We start from the raw sequence: 17,853 nt of genomic DNA, 5'->3' as shown, positions 1-17,853 counted from the left end.
GAATTAAAAACAACAATACACTACCCAAACCTAAAAAAGATGGAACAAGACAGTAAATGTCAAGCGAACTGCTCACAGTTGAACGGCTCGCAGAAAAACAATGCAGAGGGTAAAGTTCCCTTCATCAGCAAGCTCGCCTATGGCATGGGCGACGTGGGCTGCAACTTCAGTTGGATGTTTGTAGGCAACTTCCTCATGATATTCTACACAGACGTGTTTGGAATCAGCATGAGCGCTGTAGCCACCCTGATGCTTATATCCCGATTCTGGGATGCTATCAACGACCCAATCATCGGCGCACTCACCGACAAGACCCATACTCGCTGGGGACGATTCCGCCCATGGCTGCTCTTCGGAGCCCCTATCACGGCACTGGTGCTGATTCTCACCTTCTGGGCACACCCCGAATGGAGCCAGACCGCCAAGATCATCTACATGGCAGTGACCTACTGCATCCTGGTACTGGGCTATACCTGTGTCAACCTGCCTTATGGCACTCTCTGCGGAGCCATGACACAGGATATCGACGAGAGAGCCAAACTCAACACCAGCCGCTCGGTAAGCGCGATGATGGCCATCGGCGTAATCAACATCGTAACCGTGCCACTCATCAGCTGGTTTGGCGCCGGCGACACCAAATATGGCTATCTCGCCGTGGCTGTGCTCTATGGCATCATCTTCGCCGCCTGCCATCTGTTCTGTTTCCGCAAAACCAGAGAGGTGGTGGAGATACCTGTGGGTCAGAAGCTCCCGCTGAAGGTACAGCTCTGTGCCATGATGAAGAACAAGCCCTATATGCTCGCTCTCTTAGGCCAGCTGCTCTTCGGTTTCATCCACTATGGACGCAACGCCGACATGCTCTACTATTTCACTTATGTAGAAGGTTCGGCCACGCTCTTTTCCTTCTATTCGATGGCCATCATCGTGCCAAGTATCATCGGTGCCGCCTGCTTCCCCATGGTATTCAGAAAGACCGGCAACAAGGGTCTGGCTGCAGCCATCTTCGCCTTCCTCACCGGTGTCACGATGATCGCTCTGTACTTCTTCAGTCCCAACGGTAGCGCCATCATGTTCTACCTGTTCTCAGCATTGTCATGGTTCTTCTTCTCTGGATTCAACACTGCCATCTATGCCATCATCCCAGACTGCGTGGAATATGGCGAGTGGAAAACGGGCATCAGAAACGATGGATTCCAGTATGCCTTCATCTCTCTGGGCAACAAGATAGGCATGGCGCTCGGCACATCGCTTCTCGCCATTGCCCTGGGCAGTGCAGGATATGTAAGCAACGCTGTGCAGAACCCGGAAGTGCTGAGCATCATGCACCACGCCTTCAGCACCATACCAGGAGTGTTATGGATCATCACCGCAGGGTGTCTCTGTCTATACAGACTCAACAAGAAACAATACAACCAGATCATGACAGAACTGGAAAACAAAAAGAAATAAAACTCCATCGGTCATCAGGCCGATGGGTGGGACAAGACAAACGAAAATTGCCCAACACACTAACATTAACGATAACAACCATAAAAAAACAATACAACTATGAGACAAGCAATATTGGTAGAACCCAAACGTATCGAGTTTAAGGAAATAGCAGAACCCAAGGCAGCTGACCTGACAGCCCATCAGGTGCTCGTCAACATCAAGCGCATCGGCATCTGCGGCAGTGAGATACACTCTTACCACGGTCTCCACCCCGCCACATTCTATCCAGTGGTACAGGGACATGAGTACTCGGGAGTGGTAGTGGCTGTAGGCAGCGAGGTAACCGTATGCAGCCCCGGTGACCACATCACCGCCCGCCCACAGCTGGTCTGCGGCAAGTGCAACCCCTGTAAACGCGGACAGTATAATGTCTGCGAACATCTGCGTGTACAGGCATTCCAGGCTGACGGCGCAGCCCAGGACCTCTTCGTCGTAGACGATGACCGCGTAGCCAAGTTGCCCGAAGGGATGAGCCTCGACTATGGAGCCATGATAGAACCTGCCGCCGTAGGTGCCCATGCCAGCAACCGCACCGAGGTGAAAGGCAAGAATGTAGTGGTGAGCGGTGCTGGAACCATCGGCAATCTCATCGCCCAGTTCTGTATCGCCCGTGGCGCCAAGAACGTACTGATCACCGACGTGAGCGATCTGCGTCTGGCCAAAGCCCGCGAGTGTGGCATCGAGCATACGCTCAACATCACCAAGAAGCCCCTCAAGGCAGCTGCCCAAGAACTCTTCGGCGAAGAAGGCTATCAGGTAGGCTTTGAAGTGGCTGGCGTAGAGGTTTCTATCCGCTCGCTGATGGAGACCATCGAGAAGGGCAGCGACATCGTGGTCGTGGCTGTCTTTGCCAAAGACCCAGCTCTTAGCATGTTTCACCTGGGCGAACACGAACTGCGCCTGATCGGATCGATGATGTACCGCCACGAGGATTATCTCACCGCCATCGACTATGTGAGCAAAGGCATCGTCAACCTCAAGCCTCTCATAAGCAACCGTTTCGCCTTTGAGGAATATGATGACGCATACAGATTCATCGACAGCCATCGCGAGACGAGTATGAAGGTTATTATCGACTTAGACCAGAAACCACAAGAGAAGAAATAGCAGACAGGCAAGAAGAGACAGTCTGCACACCATTGGCAGATACAGAGAAAGGATGTACTGACGTGTGCAGACTGTCCAAAAGATTGGACCGCAGCAATGAACACCGCCAGAAAGATGCCCACGCAACGGAAAACAGACGATGTATCCAGCAATCTAAAACTAAAAACGACAATGGAAAAGAAACAATCAGTAATAGGTATCGGCGAAGCTCTCTTTGACATGCTGCCAAGTGGAAAGAAACTCGGTGGCGCTCCAGCCAACTTCGCCTATCATGTCTCTCAGTTTGGGCTCGACAGTTGGGCTGTCAGCGCAATGGGTGATGACGAGTTGGGCAAGGAACTGGAAAAGGAACTCGACGACCACCATCTCAACTATGAGATAGAAAAGATAGACTACCCTACCGGCACCGTACAGGTGACGCTCGACGCCAATGGAATACCCTGCTATGACATCAAGGAAGGAGCAGCCTGGGACAATATACCCTATACCCCCGCCCTGGACAGATTGGCCAAGAACTGCACCGCCGTCTGCTATGGCTCGCTGGCCCAGCGCAACGAGGTGTCACGCAATACCATCTACCGTTTTCTCGACAATATGCCTGAAGAGAAAGAAACTCTCAAAATCTTTGACATCAATCTGCGTCAAGGATTCTATAACAAGGAGATTATCACCGAGAGCATCAAGCGATGCAATATCCTCAAGATCAACGACGAGGAACTGATCACCATAAGCCGCCTCTTCGGCTATCCAGGCATAGACCTGGAGAACAAATGCTGGCTTCTCCTGGGCAAATACAACTTGAAGATGCTCATCCTGACCTGTGGCGTAAACGGCAGCTACGTATTTACCTCAGGCGAGATATCATTTATCGAGACACCCAGAGTGGAAGTGGCTGACACCGTGGGCGCCGGCGATTCGTTCACAGGCGCATTTGTGGCAAGCATCCTGAAGGGCAAGAGCGTAAGGGAAGCCCACGAACTGGCGGTGAAGGTATCGGCATACGTCTGCACACAGCATGGTGTCATGCCTGTATTGCCCGAAGAATATACCAGATGACACCTCTTCTGCCCCATAGCGGCTGAAAGCGGCCGTGACATTGGGGCAGAATCAGCATGCGGACCGCTGGACTCGGACACGCGCAGAGCAGGAAGCGTTATGAGCACTTGTTATGCCAACGACAACCGGGCTTCTGCATTTCCTGTTCGTCAAAGGTTGTGATTAGTTAGGATATTAGTACTTTTGTACATCCAATAAAGATTATTCCGTTGTGAAGACTAATCGGACGGGGGCATTATTTACATTGCTCTCGTCCTTCTTTTTATAATTCAATCTCAGAAACAGAAAAACAGAATTGCTAAATATAATAAAAGATATACAGCCGCACCTATTCCACCCATTCCTTCTCCCATCGCACACTTCAGCTAAAGAAAAAAGTGGGGAGATGGGGATTGGGGGTCAATGTTTTTTTGTAACTTTGCAGCACATCCGTGGCTGCCCTGTGGCTTTGCGATGGTACATCAAGCCCACGACCTGGGCATCATCAGTCGCGAGCACTACGACTGGTGGTATGACGAGATGATAAAGAAAAATCCACGGGAAGAAGGATGGGGGCAATACGACATCTCTGAAACCATAGGCCGGGAAATTCGTATCAAGTCTATCGCCGAAAAGGGTATACCGAGAACCCGATAACAATCAACTAACACATACAACTATGAAACATCTATTATGTACATTGCTGTTGACATTGACAGTATGCCTCTGCTCAGCCCAGACCGAACACATGAAGTTTAAGGGCATCCCTATGGAAGGAACCCTGCTGTCGTTTACCCTCAAACTCAAGGCCAAAGGATATGTGCCCTTAGGCACCGAAGACGGAGTGTCGGTGCTGAAAGGCGAGTTTGCCGGTTACAAGAATTGCCATATCTATGCCGTGGCCGACAAAAGTGGCATGATATGCCGTGTCTGCGTAGAGTTTCCTAAGATGGACAAGTGGGCCGATCTCGAAAGCTGCTACTCCAGCTATAAGGACATGCTCACCGAGAAATACGGCGAGCCCAAAGTATGTGTGGAGGAATTTCAAAACAAGTATGCAGATGACGACAACAGCCGCATGTACGAAGTTCAGTTTGACCGCTGCAAATACCATTGCACCTTTGCCTGCAAGAACGGAGATATAACCCTCGAAATAACCCATCAGAAATTCGACTGCTTCGTGCAACTCAGCTACTACGACAAAGCCAACCAGGACAAGCTGAGACAAAACATTATGGAGGATTTATAAAGTCAAGGGGGCTAAAAACAAAAAAACTCCCACCGAAGCGGGAGTATAGGTTTTACCCTTCGGCATTACTGCCTTATTGTGGTTTGATGTAGGAAACGGACGATATACAACGAGTATATAGACGCAAAGAGCATTATCCAGTTGTGGTTTGATGTAGGAAACGGACGATATACAACCAAGCACACGTTTGACCTTTATAGGTTACGGTTGTGGTTTGATGTAGGAAACGGACGATATACAACCTTTCAATTCCTGAAACTGCTTTATCATCGTTGTGGTTTGATGTAGGAAACGGACGATATACAACCAATGCTGCCATCAAGAAAGCCAAGGATAAGTTGTGGTTTGATGTAGGAAACGGACGATATACAACGTTACCACTGCCAATACCTTTTCCGGCATAGTTGTGGTTTGATGCAGGAAACGGACGATATACAACTAGTAACGGCAGGCTCTAACGGAACCATAGTTGTGGTTTGATGTAGAAACAGACAACACGAGATGCCATTCTCCCCCAAGCGACTCCACCAGCGGATGGCAAAGCGGATGTGACGCCTCCTATATATATAATAAGGTATATATCCGCGCCCAATCCCGCCCCTTTGTGCATGGCAGAAGAAAAAATGGGGATTGAGGGATTGGGGGTCAATGTTTTTTTGTAACTTTGTAGCATCTCTGTGGCAACCCTGGGGCTTGACGGCGCAAGCAGTTATGGCTGTGGGATGGATACGGAGCGGAAAGAAATGTTATCAAGCGATATTTCTATTTATACTGATATAGTTATGACAAATTCTACAGAGAATCTCTATCAGCTTGACGGTAGAGTGCCATTGGGCAAAGCAGTCCCATTCGGTCTTCAGCATGTACTGGCCATGTTTGTCAGCAACATTGCGCCTATCATGATTCTTGCCAGCGCCATAGGGCTGGACAAATCAGTCAGTGCGGTGCTCGTACAAAACTGTATGGTAATAGCGGGTATAGGTACGCTGGTGCAGCTCTACCCCGTATGGCGGATAGGTTCGCGGCTGCCCATCGTGATGGGTATTTCCTTCACCTTTCTCTCGCTGGCCATCAGCATTGGCGCAGCCTATGGCATGGGCACCCTCATCGGAGCGGTGATTGTGGGCGGCGTGCTGGAAGGACTGCTGGGACTTTTCGCCAAATACTGGATAAAACTGATTCCGCATGTCGTGGCAGCCACTGTGGTGACAGCCATCGGATTCTCGCTGCTGCCGGTGGGAGCCAACTCCTTTGCCGGCGGACTGGGCGCAGCCGACTTCGGCAGCATGGACAACTGGATTGTGGGCAGCGTTACGCTGTTGGCCTGTCTGCTCTGCCAGGTGTTTGCCAAGGGCTTCCTGCGGTCGCTGTCGGTACTCATGGGCCTCATCGCGGGCTATATCCTCGCTCTCTTCATGGGTATGATTGATTACAGTGGACTCAGCGATATATCGATTGTGGCGCTACCCAAGCTGCTGCCCTTTACGCCTGAGTTCAACATCGGCGCGATACTCTCGGTGACGGCGGTCTATCTGGTCTCGGCGACAGAGACGATAGGCGACACATCGGCGCTCTGCAACAGCGCGCTCGGACGCGACCCCAAGCAGAAGGAGATGGGGTCTGCCATCTGCTGCGACGGTTTTGTGAGCAGTGTATCAGGACTCTTCGGCTGTACCCCCATCACCTCGTTCAGCCAGAACGTGGGTCTGGCTGCCATGTCGGGCGTAGTCAACCGCTTCACGATAGGCGTGGGTGCCGTGGTAATGATTGTGGGCGGCATATTCCCGGCTATAGGCTATGTGCTTACCACCATACCCCAGGCCGTACTTGGAGGCTGCACCATCATGATGTTTGGCAGCATCCTCTTTGCCGGTTTCGGCATGATGGCCCGCTCTGGATTCTCTCAGCGCAACATGATTATCGTGAGCCTCTCGCTGAGCGTGGGACTCGGTTTCACCCAGGCCACAGACATGTTCAACATCTTCCCTGAGATTGTGCGTACGGTATTTGCCGACAACTGTGTGGCTGTGGTATTCCTCCTGGCCGTGGTGCTCATTCTGATTCTGCCCAAGGAGAAGGAAGACGCTGCTGACAAGCAATAACGATACAAGACACTCCATTACTGAAGAGACGACAGCCGACGATGGGCCCCACAGCGCCCTGCCGGTTGTCGTCTCTTCGGTTTCAGGGGTCGGCGTGTCTATCATAATCATGAAAAATCAAGCATTTTGCCATTCTTTCGTTGCATAAATCAAAAAAAACTCCTAATTTTGTATACTTTCTGCAATAAACGATAATAACTATGGACGACGACAAGACCAAAGAGGAAACAGACGATATACTGGACAACGACCAGCACTCTGACTATCGCCCCGCCGACCGTTTCGACGCTTCTGCCGTGCATCACCTTTCGGGAATGTACAAGAACTGGTTTCTGGATTACGCCAGCTACGTGATCCTGGAACGTGCCGTACCTCATATCGAGGACGGTCTGAAGCCTGTGCAGCGACGCATACTGCACACCATGAAGCGCATGGACGACGGCAGATATAATAAGGTGGCCAACGTGGTGGGCGAGGCGATGAAGCTGCACCCCCACGGCGACGCGTCGATAAGCGACGCGCTGGTGCAACTGGGCCAGAAGGAGCTGCTCATCGACACCCAGGGCAACTGGGGCAACATACTGACCGGCGACCGTGCTGCTGCCGGACGATACATCGAAGCCCGTCTTACCAAGTTTGCCCTCGACACGGTGTTCAACCCCAAGACCACCGACTGGCAACTGTCGTACGACGGCCGCAACAAGGAGCCTATCACGCTGCCCGTGAAGTATCCGCTACTGCTGGCCCAGGGAGCCGAAGGTATAGCCGTGGGTCTGGCGTCCAAGATTCTGCCCCACAACTTTACCGAGATATGCCAGGCTGCCATAGCCTATCTGCGCGGCGAGAAGTTTGCCCTCTACCCCGACTTCCCCACCGGCGGTTCGATAGACGTATCCAAATACAACGACGGACTGAGAGGCGGAGTGGTCAAGGTGAGAGCCAAGATAGAGCAGGTAGACGGCAAGACGCTCGCCATACGCGACATCCCCTTCACCAAGACCACATCAACTCTGATAGACAGCATCACCAAGGCTATAGAGAAAGGTAAAATCAAGATACGCCGCATCGACGACAATACCGCCGCCGAGGTGGAGATACTGATACACCTGGCGCCGGGCACAAGTCCCGACAAGACCATCGACGCGCTCTATGCCTTCACCGACTGCGAGACCAACATCTCGCCCAACTGCTGCGTAATCAAGGACAACAAACCCTGCTTCCTCACCATCAGCGACGTGCTGACCCACTCGGTCGAGCACACCAAAGACCTGCTGAGGATGGAGCTGGAGATACGCCGCAACGAGCTGCTCGAGCAGCTGTTCTTCATCTCGCTCGAGCGCATCTTCATCGAGGAACGCATGTACAAGGAGACCCGCTTCGAGCAGGCTCCCAACCAGGACGCCGTGGTGGAGTTCCTCGACGAGAAGTTTGCTCCATTCAAGAAGAAGCTGGTGCGCAGCATCACACGCGACGACCTGCTGCGTCTGCTCGAAATCAAGATGCAGCGCATCCTGAAATACAGCAAGGACAAGGCCGACGAACTGCTGGCACGCATCAAGAAGGAAATCAAGGAGATAGAGCACGACCTGGCCCACATGACCGATGTGACCATCAACTGGTATGAGTATATCATCGAGAAATATGGCGCCGACCATCCACGCCACACTGAGATACGCAACTTTGACACCATCGAGGCCACCGAGGTCATCGAGGCCACCGAGAAGCTCTACATCAACCGCAGCGACGGCTTCATGGGCACCGGACTCAAGAAAGACGAGTTTGTGTGCAACTGCTCCAAGATAGACGACATCATCATCTTCTACCGCGACGGCAAATACAAGATAGTCAAGGTGGCCGACAAGTTCTTCGTAGGCAAGAACGTAATCTGGGCGCAGGTGTTCAAGAAGAACGATGTGCGCACCATCTTCAACGTGGTCTATCGCGACGGCCGCAAGGGCATGTGCTTCATCAAGCGTTTCTTCGTCAACGGCTGTACCCGTGACCGCGAGTACGACCTGACCCAAGGCACCGAGGGTTCGCGCATCATGTACTTCACTGCCAACCCCAACGGCGAGGCCGAAGTGATAAAGATAACGCTCGAACCCGACTGTACAGCCAAGAAGAAGGCCAATATATTCCTCGAAAAGGATTTCTCCGAAATACTTATCAAGAACCGTACGGCACGAGGCAATATCCTCACCAAGAAGCCCGTTCACCGCATCTCGCTCAAGAGCCGCGGCCACTCCACTCTGGGCGGACGCAAGGTGTGGTACGACCCCTATGTGCGACGCATCAACTATGAAGAGCGGGGCAACTACCTCGGAGAGTTCAGCGACGACGACCGCATACTGGTTATCCTCAACGACTACAGCTACTACTTCACCGACTTCGACGCCAACAACCACTATAGCGAGGGCATCGTCGTCATCGAGAAGTGGAATCCCGAGAAGATATGGACTGCCGTGCTCTATGATGCCGACAACAACCGTCTGCTCTACATCAAGCGATTTGCGCTGGAATACTCGCGCAAGCCGCTCAACATCATGGGCGAAAACCCCAAGAGCAAGATGGTGCTGCTCACCGACACGCCCTATCCCCGTCTGAGGGTTACCTTCGAGGGCGTCGATGTCAAGCAGCCACCACTGGAGGTCGAGGCTGCCGACTTCGCCACCATCCGCTCGGTCAAGGCCCACGGCCGCCGACTCACCATCTACAAGGTCAAGACGGTAGAAGAGCTTGAGCCTACCCGCCAACCAGAGCCCGAGCCCACTGCCAGTGACGCCGACGACAGCACCGACGACACCAACCTGGACCCCGATGCCGGCAAGAGCCAGCAGCAGGTCATCGACGAAATCACCGGCCAACTCAGCCTTTTCTCCAATGACGACAATTAAGATCATCCTCCTGGCGCTTCTGGCAGTCGTGCCCTGCTCCATCGCTTGGGCCCAGAGCGAGCGCATAGTCACCAATGCCCGCATGGTGGGCATTGGAGGTGCCGAGGTGCTCGACACCTATCTCTCCCCGCTCCATTACAGGGGCACCGAACTGAGATACATCTCACACACCCTGCGCGAGAAGACCGACACCACGCGCCTCTTCCATGAAATCATCCACCAGGGCAGCCTCTCTCTTCTTGAAAACAAGAGCGGCTACGGTGGCGAGATGGCAGGCAGCTACAATTTCCAGTACGGATGGCACTGGCATCTATGCGATTTCCATTTCAAGGGAAGCACCCTGCGACTCGACGTGGGTGGAAACATCGACGCCAACATAGGTTTCATCTACAACACCCGCAACTCCAACAATCCCGCACAGGCCAGAGCCTATCTCAACCTTACGCCCACAGCCGCCGCCACCTACACCCTGCACTGGCGCCATCCGCTGGCAGTGAGATACGAGGTGTGGCTGCCTGTCGCCGGCGTCATGTTCTCGCCCAATTACGGACAGTCCTACTACGAGATATTCTCCAAGGGCAACTACGACCACAACGTGGTGCCCACCTGGGTAGGCAACGCGCCGTCGATGAGGCAGATGCTCACCGTCGATTACAACCTGTGGGGCACCACCCTGCGCGCCGGCTATCTGGGCGACTACCAGCAGGCCAGCGTCAACCACCTCAAGTCACACATCTACACCCATGCGTTTGTCATCGGTGTGGTGCGCAAGTTCAGTATCCAAAAGATTAAACAGCCATGACCCTTCCACGCCTTTCTTTCTTGTTCCGCCTATGCCTCGCATGTCTTGTCGCCATCAGCATGACCAGCTGCGTAGATGAAGACGAATACACCAACTCGCCGAGCGGCAACTTTGAAGCCCTATGGCGCATCATGGACGAGCACTACTGCTTCTTCAGCCAGAAGGGCGTAGACTGGAACGAGGTCTACCAGCGCTACTCGCGCCAGATAGACAACCACATGAGCGAGAACCAGCAGTTTGAGGTTCTCTGCAACATGCTCAGCGAACTGCGCGACGGCCATGTCAATCTCTACTCCACCTTCGACATCGGCCGCAACTGGAGTTGGCGCGAAGACTATCCCTCCAACTTCTCCGACACACTCTCCCGACGCTATCTCGGCACCGACTACCGCATCGCGTCGGGCATCAGCTACCGCATCCTCGACGACAACATTGGCTATATGCGCTGCTCCACCTTTGCCAACGGTTTCGGCGAAGGCAACCTCGACGACATCATGGCCTACCTGCTCACCTGCCGCGCCCTCATCATCGACATACGCAGCAACCCCGGTGGAATGATAAGCGCCGCCGAGCAGCTGGCTGCCCGCTTTACCGACGAAGACATCCTCGTGGGATATGTGCAGCACAAGACGGGCCGCGGCCACAACGACTTCTCTGCCATGAAGGAGCAGCGGTTGCGCCCGAGCCGCGGCATACGCTGGCACAAGCCGGTGGCAGTACTCACCAACCGCACCGTCTTCAGCGCCGCCAACGAGTTTGTCAAGTACATGCGCTGCTGTCCACGCGTCATCACCGTGGGCGACCACACCGGTGGCGGAGGCGGCATGCCCTTCAGCAGCGAGCTGCCCTGCGGATGGAGCGTGAGGTTCTCTGCCTGCCCCATCTACGACCGCAACCGCCAGAGCACCGAAGACGGCATAGCCCCCGACCATGTGGTGAGCATTACCGACAGCGACCTCCAGCGCGGCATCGACACCATCATCGAGGAAGCCCGTAAAAAATTGAATGACAGCAAATAAAAACTCACGCATCGTCACGTTTCTCATTTTTTTATCGTAACTTTGCACCATTATTGCGCTTGTGGCGGAATTGGTAGACGCGCCAGACTTAGGATCTGGTGGCTCAGGTCGTGTAGGTTCGAGTCCTATCAGGCGCACCCGCTAATCCTAATTGCTTATCAACAAGCAGTTAGGATTTTTTAGTTTGTATACCCAAGCCCCCATTACCTGCGCAGTCATCACTCATGGTCACCCGATGGGCAGGCTGTCAGCCTCTACATTTGAAGACACCACTACTGACTGGCTGAAGGGATGTGTGGGGATAGAAGAGAGATACCTTGAAGTGGGCAACAAGCATAATATATTCTGCAAAATGGCTGAGGAGACAACCCTATTCGGAGTTTCCGCTATTATTAAATGCTTGGAATGAGAAGCGTTGCTTGAGACCCTACCTACGGGAGTAACCAGAACCGATACAGATTAAATTGAACCAGCTTGTTCAAAGCAATGCCATACTCGGTTAGCCCAATGGCCCAATAAATGACCCAATAAATGACCCAATAATGCCCTATGTCTGAATCTACATATAGAACAATGGAAATGAAAGATATCGCACGAATACTTAGACTTGCAGTGTGGCGCAGCCATGCTGTGGCTGTGGTGGCTACCGTGGTGAGCATGCTGGCGGCCATTGCCCCTGCGGCGCATGCCAAGGACATCAGCCCGATGGAGGCTGTCAGGATTGCCCGAAGAGTGGTTACCCTGTCGGACGACTGTGCCGCCAAAGCCAGGGCGCAAAGCCGCACGGCGACGCCCATCTCACCTTATTATATATATAACGACGCGCGGGGACAGGGTTTTGTCATCGTCGTCGACGACGAGATGGGAGAAATACCAAACAATAAGAATGAGTATAAAGTAAACGGCAACCTTGCCGAAATGGTTTTTACGCTTTAACAATGAACACGATATGCTTAGTGAAAGTCAAAATATAGAATACAAGGAATCTTGGTGAGACGAATACCTGAAATGGATATGCGGTTTCGCCAATGCACAAGGCGGTCGCATTTTTATCGGAGTAAACGATGAAAAACAAGTGATCGGTCTGCCTGATGCCAAGAGACTGATGGAAGACATTCCTAACAAGATAGTGAACTACCTTGGTATCGTGGAAGATGTAAACTTGCTTACAGAGGGCAAAAAGGAATACATCGAGATTGTGGTGACACCAAGCAATGTGCCTGTGGCTTACCGTGGTGCTTACCACTATCGTAGTGGTTCTACCAAGCAAGAATTAAAAGGACTGGCATTGCAGAACTTTATCTTGAAAAAGATGGGATGGTCATGGGATGATATGCCAGTCGCCGGAGCCACGCTAAACGACATTGATCATCAGGCTATCGACTACTTCTTGCGCAAAGGCATTGAAGTTGGCCGAGTTTCGGGTGATGCCTATACTTCATCTACTGAAGCTGTACTGCATAGTCTGAACTTGATAACAGAGGAAGGACAGCTCAAGCAAGCCGCCCTATTGATCTTTGGCAAGAACCCGAAGAGATTCTTTGTGTCTTGCGATTTCCGTATCGGCCGTTTCCGTAATGACGAGAGCGACTTGATCACACAGGACGTAGTAGAAGGAAATATCCTGCAAATGGTAAACCGTATCATTGAATTGTTGCGTTCCAAGTACCTTTTGTCCCCCATTCACTACGAAGGGATAACACGTATAGAGCAATTGGAAATACCCGAGGATGTGTTGCGTGAGGCTATTTGCAATGCCATCGTACACCGTGACTATATGGGTGTGCATACACAGATGAAAGTGTACGATGACTGCATTATGCTTTGGAACGACGGCAAACTGCCCGAAGGCATCGATCAAGAGAAATTGTTCGCAGAACATGCTTCACAACCTCGCAACCGCAACATAGCCAATGCCTTCTACAAGGCTGGCTTTATCGAGACATGGGGACGTGGCATTAACAAGATACGTCAAGGCTTGAAAAAGATGGGGCTTCCTGAGCCTAAAATAGAGAATCATGTCAGCGGCACATTGATTACCATTTACCGTAATGTCGGTGTAAATGGCATTAATGACACTAATAATGTCGGAAACATGTCGGAAACAAATGTCGGAAACATGTCGGAAACGAACCTTACTGAACGTCAACGATTTATCTTATCTTCTATCAAGAAAAATCCGTTAATCACTGGAAAAGAAATGTCGGAAACATTGTCGGTGACACAGCGTACAGTAGAACGTGATTTGGCGGCAATGCAGAAAGCTGGCATCATTCGGCATGAAGGCAAGGTTAATGCAGGTGTGTGGGTGGTGCTTGAAAAGGCAAAAATTCAAGATTGAAAAGGTATGAAAGAAATGAAAGATATCGCACGAATACTTAGACTTGCAGTGTGGCGCAGCCATGCTGTGGCTGTGGTGGCTACCGTGGTGAGCATGCTGGCGGCCATTGCCCCTGCGGCGCATGCCAAGGACATCAGCCCGATGGAGGCTGTCAGGATTGCCCGAAGAGTGGTTACCCTGTCGGACGACTGTGCCGCCATGGCCAGGGCGCAGAGCCGCACGGCGACGCCCATCCCACCTTATTATATATATAACGACGCGCGGGGACAGGGATTTGTCATCGTTGCCGGCGACGACGAGATGGGAGAAATCCTGGCCTACAGCAGGGAGACCACGCTCGACACGCTGACAGCCAACCCCTGCGTCAAACTGCTCTTAGAGGGTTACCGCCAGACCTACGAGGCAATCAAGGAGGGCCGGGTGACCCTCAGCCCCAGAACCCGCAACGCACTCTACACCAAGACCGTAGAGCCGCTGCTGAAGAGCAAGTGGGGACAGTCGCACCCCTTCAACGCCAAGACCGGTTACCCATACAGCGGATGCGTGGCTACGGCGGTGGCGCAGATGATGTACTACTACCAGTGGCCCGCCCAGGGCAAGGGGAGCAACGAGTATCTCGTCAAGTACTACAACACGACGGTGAGCGCCGACTTCAGCCAGTCGCGCTACGACTGGGCCAACATGCTGCCCGACTACCGCTACCCCATCGCCGCCACGCAGAAGCAGGAAGACGCCGTGGCGCTGCTGATGAGCGACGTGGGCATAGCCTCGTTCATGCAGTACACCCCCGACGCGAGCGGCACCCAGGGACTCTTTGCCTACAAGGCGCTGCAGAAGCACTTCGACTACACCGCTGCCTATGTCACCAAAGCCATAGAGGGCCCCAGCCGCTTTGCCGAGATACTGCGGCAGGAACTGCTCAACGGGTGCCCAGTCTATCTGGACGGACGGCCCGCAGGGACGGCATCGGGGCACGCCTGGGTGGCCGACGGATTTGACCAGAACGGACTCTTCCACATGAACTTCGGTTGGGAAGGACAGGGCGATGCCTACTACTCGCTCACCAACCTCAACGTGACCGAGACCGGAAGCGAATTTCAGGGCAAGCCTCTTGCCTTCAACCGCGCCCTCACCGCCATCCTCGCCCACCCCAACAACGGCAAATATCCCGACATCGACCGCGGACTGCTGGAGACCTCGCCCCAACTGATGTTCAACGAGGGCGGCTCGCTCTCCATCAAGGGCGCAGACAAGACCTTCAATCCGTCGCAGACGCAGACCGTAGAGGTCAGCTCGTTTGTGAACCGCGGCAACCCCTTCCGTGGCGACATCGGCGTGGCGGTCTACGACGCCCAGGGCAAGTTCGTCCGCGTGGCCTATTCTGACGACCACGCCACCGGCGGACTCACCCAGCGAATCTACGGCGACGGCCTCGACGGATATATGGGCACCGACTATCTCATCAACGAGCCCCAGCCCATCCACCTGAGTCTCGCCCAGCTCGCCGATGGCTACTACCGCCTCATCGCCGTATGCACCGCCCGCAAGGACGACGGTTCGTGGGACGATTTCTTCCCCATAAAGAAGGCGCCCATCATCGAGGTGGAACTGAGCAACGGCTCCGCACGTATCTCGGAAATCTGTTCGGAGGAAGCGCGGTTCCAGCTGATGGGCCAGCCCCGCCTCTCCGACGAAGCCTATCAGGGCGAGAAGGTGGTGGCGTTCTTCCCCGTGAAAAATCTCAATGGCGTGCCGCGCGACTGTTATCTGAGGGTGAGGCTGCTCGATGCCGACAGGACAGTGGTGCTCGACACGCGCGTGGACGCACTGACCGAAATCGAGGGCTTCACCGAGACCGAGATACCCATCACCCTCTCCATCCCCGCCTCGCTCGCCCCAGCGCGCTACGAGGTGCAGCTCGAGATGACGGGCGACGAGGCAGAGACGCTCCACTACCCCATCCTCAACATCCACGACCGCGATGCCGCCTATATCGATGTGGTCAAGGGACAGGACAGACCGATTATGGCCAAGGCGGAGATATTCCTGGCCGACGACTCCAACTCCAAGGTCGAGTCGGGAAGCATCGACATCACCAGGATGCCGCTCTTCAAACTCGGAGTGTCGCTACGCGCAACCGAAGGACGCAGCTACGAGGGCTACGTATATATGTTTGGCGAAGACACGCAGACCCATGAGACCATCCAGATACCGGGTATCGAGGATAATGTCAGCGTCCATTCATCGTTTGATGTGCCGCTCTTCAGCTACTGGTTGCGTCAGAGCAACCAGCCCTTTGCAGACGGCCACACCTATCGCATCTATGTCACCGGCAAGACCGACGGAAACGATGTGGAGCTGACCTCGCCCAAGGCGCCGGCTTACTACCTCAAGCGCGAGGGCAGCATCTTCTCCATCTATAGCGGCACCGCCACAGCCATTGACGACGCCCCGACCACGGCGCCCACAGTGAGCCTCAGCGCCGGTCAGCTTGCGGTGAGCGCCGAGGGGCTCAGAGCCATACGGCTCTACAGCGTGAGTGGCACAATGGTCGGCCAGGCACCAGCCACCGACGCCCGCCGCGCCGAACTCTCCCTCCAGGGTCTCGCCCAGGGCGTCTACCTCCTGCGGATAGAGGCTGGAGCGCGCACCACCACCTACCGGTTCATGAACCGCACCGCCGCCCCTCTGCGATAGCCACTGCGACAGCAGTCCACCGTCACCGCCACCACGGCGCAACCATAGCCATCCCCCCTGCCCAACGACAGGCAGCGGGGATGGCTTTTTTGCGTCGCCGCCACCAGCCACCCAAGCACCGCCACCCGCTCCGCCTCGCCCCTCATGCCGCAGGGTCAGCCAGAGGGCGTCATCGCCATCACCTCTACCACCATGGCCAGCTCGTACCTTATGTCACGAGCCCTCGCATCATAAGTCACGAGCCCACGTTTCAGTAGGCACAAGCCCACGGTTCATATGTTACGAGCCAGCCGTGATGATTGCGCAAGTCGGGATGGCGGTCAACAGGGTAGCGGCAATGCCCATCACGCTCCGCGAAATCACCATGGGCAACATGGCGTGGGTTACGGGAGTTGCGCAGACAGCAAGAGGCGCAGTGACGCCCCACTGCGATGCCCACCGGCCGACAACGACATCCACCCACAAGCCCCATCCCGGCCTTCCCCAAGGGGAAGGAGTGCACCACAACCTCCTCAAACACAACGGGAATGAACTCTCTCCCCTTGGGGAGGGCTGGGGAGGGGCTCCCAACAAGCAGCTGTTTTTTTACCTCCAACGGCGGATTTTTTTTACGGCCAATGGCCGCTTTTTTTACCGTCGCGGCGGCTGTCGTCATGCACGGCATGACGGTGGGGATGGTGGAGACGGCAAGGAGGAAAACTCGTTTTCCGACTGTCGGCACCGCCATCCACGCCAAGGCGAAGCCGACAGCCACAGCCACGGCTTTTTGTATTTATATCAACCTATTATAGAAGTATCCATTAATGGATTTACCCCGCAATCGGCCCTCCGCAAGCAGCAGCAACTCTGTAGGAGTTGCGTTTCCCCAGCCCAGGGTTGCGGGCGAAGCACGCTACCCTGGGTAACTGCCCCCACTAACCTGGCAACTCTGTAGAAGCTGCGATTAGCCGTAGGCGTTACTCTCACCAGGACAATTGGCAGGAATGGATAGGAAAATACCATTAAACTGAGTATAACGCCTTCGGCTAAACGCAACTCCTACAGAGTTGCTACACCTTATTATATCTATACCCAGGGTAGAGGCGCTACGCACCTCAACCCTGGGCTATGAAATCG

12 protein-coding genes, 1 tRNA gene and 1 CRISPR repeat array are annotated in these 17,853 nt (G+C 53.9%); all 13 genes read left to right on the top strand.

All coding sequences use genetic code 11. From position 1 onward, the window contains the following. Nucleotides 1-39: 39 nt before the first annotated feature. The 13 genes from CIK87_RS01335 (at nucleotide 40) to CIK87_RS01275 (ending at nucleotide 16,737) form a co-directional block, all read left to right on the top strand. A complete protein-coding gene (locus CIK87_RS01335; RefSeq protein WP_094384809.1) occupies nucleotides 40-1,449 on the top strand; it encodes an MFS transporter in 1,410 nt (469 codons plus the stop codon). Nucleotides 1,450-1,548: 99 nt separating this feature from the next. Beyond that, nucleotides 1,549-2,598, top strand: a complete 1,050-nt coding sequence (locus tag CIK87_RS01330) for a zinc-binding dehydrogenase (protein WP_094384807.1) — start codon at nucleotides 1,549-1,551, stop codon at nucleotides 2,596-2,598. A 171-nt stretch (nucleotides 2,599-2,769) separates the two neighbouring features. Further along, the gene (locus tag CIK87_RS01325) at nucleotides 2,770-3,654 is read left to right on the top strand and encodes a carbohydrate kinase (protein WP_094384805.1); all 885 of its coding nucleotides are present in this window, start codon (nucleotides 2,770-2,772) and stop codon (nucleotides 3,652-3,654) included. A 453-nt stretch (nucleotides 3,655-4,107) separates the two neighbouring features. Beyond that, the gene (locus CIK87_RS01320; protein WP_094384803.1) at nucleotides 4,108-4,290 is read left to right on the top strand and encodes a hypothetical protein; all 183 of its coding nucleotides are present in this window, start codon (nucleotides 4,108-4,110) and stop codon (nucleotides 4,288-4,290) included. A 22-nt stretch (nucleotides 4,291-4,312) separates the two neighbouring features. Continuing rightward, on the top strand, nucleotides 4,313-4,882 hold the full coding sequence (locus CIK87_RS01315; protein ID WP_144008061.1) for a hypothetical protein: 570 nt from the start codon (nucleotides 4,313-4,315) through the stop codon (nucleotides 4,880-4,882). Nucleotides 4,883-4,957: 75 nt separating this feature from the next. Next, a CRISPR array of direct repeats spans nucleotides 4,958-5,386; the repeat unit is 36 nt; unit sequence GTTGTGGTTTGATGTAGGAAACGGACGATATACAAC. Between the two features lie 278 nt (nucleotides 5,387-5,664). After that, nucleotides 5,665-6,984 (top strand): nucleobase:cation symporter-2 family protein, encoded by a 1,320-nt coding sequence (locus tag CIK87_RS01310; protein ID WP_094384799.1) that lies wholly within the window; start codon nucleotides 5,665-5,667, stop codon nucleotides 6,982-6,984. A 200-nt stretch (nucleotides 6,985-7,184) separates the two neighbouring features. Beyond that, nucleotides 7,185-9,878, top strand: a complete 2,694-nt coding sequence (locus CIK87_RS01305) for a DNA gyrase/topoisomerase IV subunit A (RefSeq protein WP_094384797.1) — start codon at nucleotides 7,185-7,187, stop codon at nucleotides 9,876-9,878. Further along, nucleotides 9,865-10,680, top strand: a complete 816-nt coding sequence (locus CIK87_RS01300) for a DUF3316 domain-containing protein (RefSeq protein WP_094384795.1) — start codon at nucleotides 9,865-9,867, stop codon at nucleotides 10,678-10,680. The genes CIK87_RS01305 and CIK87_RS01300 overlap by 14 nt, the downstream gene beginning before the upstream one ends. Nucleotides 10,681-10,739: 59 nt before the next feature. After that, nucleotides 10,740-11,699, top strand: a complete 960-nt coding sequence (locus CIK87_RS01295; protein ID WP_254046187.1) for a S41 family peptidase — start codon at nucleotides 10,740-10,742, stop codon at nucleotides 11,697-11,699. A 55-nt stretch (nucleotides 11,700-11,754) separates the two neighbouring features. Further along, nucleotides 11,755-11,836, top strand: a tRNA-Leu gene (locus CIK87_RS01290). 442 nt (nucleotides 11,837-12,278) lie between these two features. Continuing rightward, nucleotides 12,279-12,635: a Spi family protease inhibitor gene (locus CIK87_RS01285; RefSeq protein ID WP_158216169.1), complete on the top strand. Its 357-nt coding sequence runs from the start codon at nucleotides 12,279-12,281 to the stop codon at nucleotides 12,633-12,635. Between the two features lie 67 nt (nucleotides 12,636-12,702). Beyond that, entirely contained in the window at nucleotides 12,703-14,040 is a 1,338-nt protein-coding gene (locus CIK87_RS01280) for an ATP-binding protein (RefSeq protein ID WP_371327094.1), read from the top strand. Nucleotides 14,041-14,046: 6 nt separating this feature from the next. Next, nucleotides 14,047-16,737 carry a thiol protease/hemagglutinin PrtT gene (locus tag CIK87_RS01275; RefSeq protein ID WP_094384789.1) on the top strand — a complete coding sequence of 897 codons (2,691 nt, stop codon included), beginning with the start codon at nucleotides 14,047-14,049 and terminating at the stop codon, nucleotides 16,735-16,737. Nucleotides 16,738-17,853: the final 1,116 nt, after the last annotated feature.

The sequence above is a fragment of the Prevotella sp. P5-64 genome (assembly GCF_002251285.1).
Taxonomy (GTDB): Bacteria; Bacteroidota; Bacteroidia; order Bacteroidales; family Bacteroidaceae; genus Prevotella.
Note: the sequence above shows the minus strand (reverse complement) of the source record. Positions and strands in the feature narration are given on the sequence as shown.

Bases quoted from the DNA above. Each gene is read 5' to 3' on its own strand.
- CIK87_RS01335 (WP_094384809.1), top strand. From the start codon at position 40: ATGGAACAAGACAGTAAATGTCAAGCGAACTGCTCACAGTTGAACGGC.
- CIK87_RS01330 (WP_094384807.1), top strand. From the start codon at position 1,549: ATGAGACAAGCAATATTGGTAGAACCCAAACGTATCGAGTTTAAGGAA.
- CIK87_RS01325 (WP_094384805.1), top strand. From the start codon at position 2,770: ATGGAAAAGAAACAATCAGTAATAGGTATCGGCGAAGCTCTCTTTGAC.
- CIK87_RS01320 (WP_094384803.1), top strand. From the start codon at position 4,108: ATGGTACATCAAGCCCACGACCTGGGCATCATCAGTCGCGAGCACTAC.
- CIK87_RS01315 (WP_144008061.1), top strand. From the start codon at position 4,313: ATGAAACATCTATTATGTACATTGCTGTTGACATTGACAGTATGCCTC.
- CIK87_RS01310 (WP_094384799.1), top strand. From the start codon at position 5,665: ATGACAAATTCTACAGAGAATCTCTATCAGCTTGACGGTAGAGTGCCA.
- CIK87_RS01305 (WP_094384797.1), top strand. From the start codon at position 7,185: ATGGACGACGACAAGACCAAAGAGGAAACAGACGATATACTGGACAAC.
- CIK87_RS01300 (WP_094384795.1), top strand. From the start codon at position 9,865: ATGACGACAATTAAGATCATCCTCCTGGCGCTTCTGGCAGTCGTGCCC.
- CIK87_RS01295 (WP_254046187.1), top strand. From the start codon at position 10,740: ATGACCAGCTGCGTAGATGAAGACGAATACACCAACTCGCCGAGCGGC.
- CIK87_RS01285 (WP_158216169.1), top strand. From the start codon at position 12,279: ATGAAAGATATCGCACGAATACTTAGACTTGCAGTGTGGCGCAGCCAT.
- CIK87_RS01275 (WP_094384789.1), top strand. From the start codon at position 14,047: ATGAAAGAAATGAAAGATATCGCACGAATACTTAGACTTGCAGTGTGG.